This is a genomic window from Kitasatospora sp. NPDC057512, from assembly GCF_042802135.1.
Classification (GTDB): domain Bacteria; phylum Actinomycetota; class Actinomycetes; order Streptomycetales; family Streptomycetaceae; genus Kitasatospora.
Genome location: NZ_JBHVET010000782.1, coordinates 1 through 3,744 on the forward strand (window position 1 = coordinate 1; position 3,744 = coordinate 3,744).

At 74.4% G+C, this 3,744-nt stretch carries 4 protein-coding genes and 1 pseudogene; all 5 read left to right on the forward strand.

Features of this window, described 5'->3' with window-relative positions; translation table 11 throughout:
- Positions 1–292: pseudogene (locus tag ACFU6K_RS33615) on the forward strand (hypothetical protein); the annotation flags it as partial.
- Positions 293–321: 29 nt separating this feature from the next.
- Complete coding sequence (locus ACFU6K_RS33620) at positions 322–894, forward strand: GNAT family N-acetyltransferase (protein WP_380669557.1); 573 nt, start codon at positions 322–324, stop codon at positions 892–894.
- The gene (locus tag ACFU6K_RS33625; protein WP_380669559.1) at positions 891–1,676 is read left to right on the forward strand and encodes a leucine-rich repeat domain-containing protein; all 786 of its coding nucleotides are present in this window, start codon (positions 891–893) and stop codon (positions 1,674–1,676) included. The genes ACFU6K_RS33620 and ACFU6K_RS33625 overlap by 4 nt, the downstream gene beginning before the upstream one ends.
- A gap of 254 nt (positions 1,677–1,930) precedes the next feature.
- On the forward strand, positions 1,931–3,247 hold the full coding sequence (thrS, locus tag ACFU6K_RS33630) for a threonine--tRNA ligase (protein WP_380669561.1): 1,317 nt from the start codon (positions 1,931–1,933) through the stop codon (positions 3,245–3,247).
- 207 nt (positions 3,248–3,454) lie between these two features.
- The gene (locus ACFU6K_RS33635) at positions 3,455–3,739 is read left to right on the forward strand and encodes a hypothetical protein (protein WP_380669563.1); all 285 of its coding nucleotides are present in this window, start codon (positions 3,455–3,457) and stop codon (positions 3,737–3,739) included.
- The last annotated feature ends 5 nt before the right edge of the window (positions 3,740–3,744 follow it).

The window sequence follows — 3,744 nt, forward strand, 5'->3', positions numbered from 1 at the left end:
GGCCGGAGCGGTGGCGTTTGCGCCGACGGGAGGCCCACGGCACGGAGACGGGCACGTCGCCGAAGTCGACGCCTGCCTGCGGCTGCGCGACAACCGCGCCCGGGGCAGTGTGACGAGCGACGACGTGAGCCCGGCACGGGCCGTCACGCTGGTGCGCGCCGTCTTCGACGCCGTGACCGCGCTCCTCCGCCCGCCCGTGGCACCCGACCCGACCTGCGCCCCGGCCCGCCTCGACGGCAGGGGGCCGGGCGGGCTTCGGAGTTCCGGTCGGCGGCCCGACTGCGTACGGTGATCCACACACATCATCGGAGAGGGGTGCGCGTGACGGCTGGGACGGAACACGGGTCGGAGACGGTGCTGACCACCGAACGGCTGGTGGTGCGGCAGTGGACGGTAGCGGACCAGGAGCGCGCCTTCGACATCTACTCCCGCTGGGAGGTCGCCCAGTGGCTAGGCCGGACGCCGCGCGCCCTGGCCCACCCCGAGGAGGCCCGCCGGTACATCGAGCACTGCCGTGAGCGCTCCACCGGCCCCCGGTACGGGGTCTGGGCGGTCGAACGGCGCGACACCGGCGTGGTCGCGGGAGCGGTCCTGCTGCTTCCGGTGCCGGACGCGGACGGGGACGGGGACGGGGACGGCGAGGTCGAGATCGGCTGGCACCTCCACCCGGACAGCTGGGGCCAGGGCTTCGCCACCGAGGCCGCGCGGGCCGTCCTGGCCAAGGGGTTCGCCGACGGCCTGACCGAGATCCGTGCCCTGCTGGCCCCGGACAACACCCGCTCGGCGGCGGTCTGCCGCCGCCTCGGGATGACCGGCACCGGGATGACCGACAGCTGGTACGGCCGTCAGATGGCGGAGTTCCGCATCGGCCCGGCCCGGGGAGAGCAGGCATGACGGACGCGGCGGGAACGACGGGCGGGGTCGGAGCGACGGACGCGGCGGGCCTGCGGGACGTGACGCTCAACCTCTGGCGCCGGCCTCTTGACGAGGTGCCGGCCGAGGTGTGGGACCGGACCGAGCTGACCGTGCTCATCCTCGCCGAGACCGGCATCCGGGAACTCCCGCCCGGCATCGGCCGGTTGACCGGGCTGCGGACCCTCGACCTCGGGCACAACCGGCTCGCCGCGCTGCCCGTCGAGCTCTGCGGCCTCACCGGACTCGGGGACTTCCTCTACCTCCACGACAACGCGCTGACCGCCCTGCCCGAGGCGCTCGGCCGGCTCGCCGCGCTGCGCTACCTCAACGTCGGCGAGAACCGGCTCACCGAACTCCCCTCCACCATCGGCGGACTGACCTCGCTGGTCGAGCTGCGCGCCCAGCACAACCGGCTCGCCGCCCTGCCGGAGTCGATCGGCGAACTCGTCACGTTGCGTGAACTCTGGCTGCGCGGGAACGAGTTGACCGGACTGCCGGACTCGGTCGGGGGCCTCGCGGAGCTGCGCGAACTGGAACTCCGGGAGAACGCCCTCACCGAACTGCCCGCCGTACTCGCCGGGCTTCCCCGGCTGCGCCGCCTCGACCTGCGCGGCAACCGGGTCACCGAACTGCCCGACTGGCTGGCCGACCCGGGGGCGCTGCCCGCGCTGGAGAAGCTGGACCTGCGGTGGAATGACGTGCGGCCGTCGGCCCGGCTGCTGGCGGCGCTGGCCGCACGCGGGTGCGTCACGCTCTTCTGAGCCGCCGGACACGGACCCGGATCTGGACCCGGAGCTGGACCCAGCCCCGGACCCCGATGCCGCTCCCGAAAAGATCACCACCAGCGGCACGGAGCTGTTACCGTGGAACGTATGAAGCGCGCTGCACTCGCCACGACGACGCCGGAGAGAGTCCCGGCGCGCTGACTGCTGACCTAGTCCGAAGCCCCGGGGCGAGTGCCCCGGGGCTTCGCCGTTCCCGGTCCCACTCGCCCGCAGACCGAGTGGAGAACCCCATGCGCAACCAGCCCTCGCACGACCACGCGGCCGACGGCCACGAGGCCCAGGACCGCGAGCCCAGCGGCCATGCGGCCCACGACCACCGCAAGCTCGGTCGTGAACTCGACCTCTTCGACACCGACCCGCTGATGGGCTCCGGCCTGCCGTACTGGCTCCCCGACGGCGCCGCGATCCGGCACTCCCTGGAGGAGTTCATCCGCGACCGCGAGCGCCGGGCCGGCTACCGCCACGTCTACTCCCCGGTGCTCGGCAAGCGCGAGCTGTACGAGATCTCCGGCCACTGGGCGCACTACCGCGAGGACATGTTCCCGCCCATGGAACTGGGCTCCGAGGAGATGGTGCTGCGCCCCAGCCTCTGTCCGCACCACGCGCTGATCTACCGCTCCCGCTCCCACAGCTACCGGGAACTGCCACTGCGCATGGCCGAGTTGGGTGGCATGTACCGTTCCGAGCTGTCCGGGGTGCTGGGCGGGCTGACCAGGGTCCGGGCGATCCAGCTGAACGACGCCCACGTCTTCTGCACCCCGGAGCAGGCGGCCGACGAGGCCGTCGCCGCGCTGGAGCTGATCCGCGAGGCGCACCGGGCGCTGGGCGTCGTCCCGGTCCGCTACCGGCTCTCGCTGCCCGGCGCGGGCGGCAAGTACGTCGCCGACCCCGCGCTCTGGGAGCGCGCCGTCGCCCTGCTCACCGAGGTGCTGGAGCGTTCCGGGGTGCCGTTCGAGGCGGCGGAGGGCGAGGCCGCGTTCTACGGTCCCAAGATCGACGTGCAGATCGCCGACGGCGCCGGGCGCGAGTTCACCCTCTCCACCGTGCAGATCGACTTCCACCAGCCCGAGCGGTTCAACCTGCACTACATCGGCGCGGACGGCGCCAAGCACCGCCCGGTGATGGTGCACCGCAGTGTGATCGGCAGCGTCGAGCGCGTGGTCGCCCACCTGATCGAGCTGTACGGGGGCGCGTTCCCGGCCTGGCTGGCACCCATTCAGGTGGTGCTGCTGCCCGTCTCCGAGGCCGAACTGCCGCAGGCCGAGCGGTTCCGGCAGCGCTGCCTGGATCTCGGGCTGCGCGCGGAGGTCGCCGGCCCCGAGCACGGCAGCCTCGGTGCCCGGATCCGCGCGGCCCGGCTGGTGCCGTACCAGGCGGTGATCGGGGCGAAGGAGGCCGTGGACGACCGGGTCGCGCTGCGGCTGCGGGACGGCCGCCGGCTGGAGCCGCTGCCGGCCGAGGAGGCGTGGGCGCGGATCGGCGCGCTGGTGGCGGCGTGCGACGCGGAGCTGTGGCCGGAGGGCGCCTCCGGGCGGCCGGGGCACTGATCCCGGGGCGGCGGCCGGGAACGGGGAGGTGCCGGCCGTGATCGAGGGGGTGGCGGCCGGCGGCTCCGTCGGCCGCCGCGCCGGTGGCGTACGTACGACTAGTGCGGTGCACGGTGTGTCGGCCGGGCCGCGGGTGGCGGCCGCCCGTCGAATGGGCCGGGCGGTCGAGTCCACCGCCGCTGTCCCCACCCGTCCGGAGGTACCCCGATGCGCATTCCCCGCGGCCTCGCCGCTCCCGTCCTGGCCGGCTCGCTCGCCCTCGCCGGGGCACTGGCCGCCACCCCGGCCGGCTCGGCCGAGCTCCGACCGCTGCCCAGCCCCGCCGTCCAGTACTGCGCCGCCGTCCTCGGGCACGTCCCGGGTGCCGACGCCGCTTCGCAGGCCCTCGGGCGGGCCTGCTCCTCGGACTACCGGGCCGAGCAACTCGCCCAGGCCGAACGCGACTTCGCGGCATCCGGGCCGGCGGACGGCCCCTCGCTGCCGATGGAGTAGGCCGG

What these genes read in the sequence shown, in the direction of transcription:
- ACFU6K_RS33625 (WP_380669559.1), top strand. Translation starts at nt 891, where the DNA reads ATGACGGACGCGGCGGGAACGACGGGCGGGGTCGGAGCGACGGACGCG.
- thrS (WP_380669561.1), top strand. Translation starts at nt 1,931, where the DNA reads ATGCGCAACCAGCCCTCGCACGACCACGCGGCCGACGGCCACGAGGCC.
- ACFU6K_RS33635 (WP_380669563.1), top strand. Translation starts at nt 3,455, where the DNA reads ATGCGCATTCCCCGCGGCCTCGCCGCTCCCGTCCTGGCCGGCTCGCTC.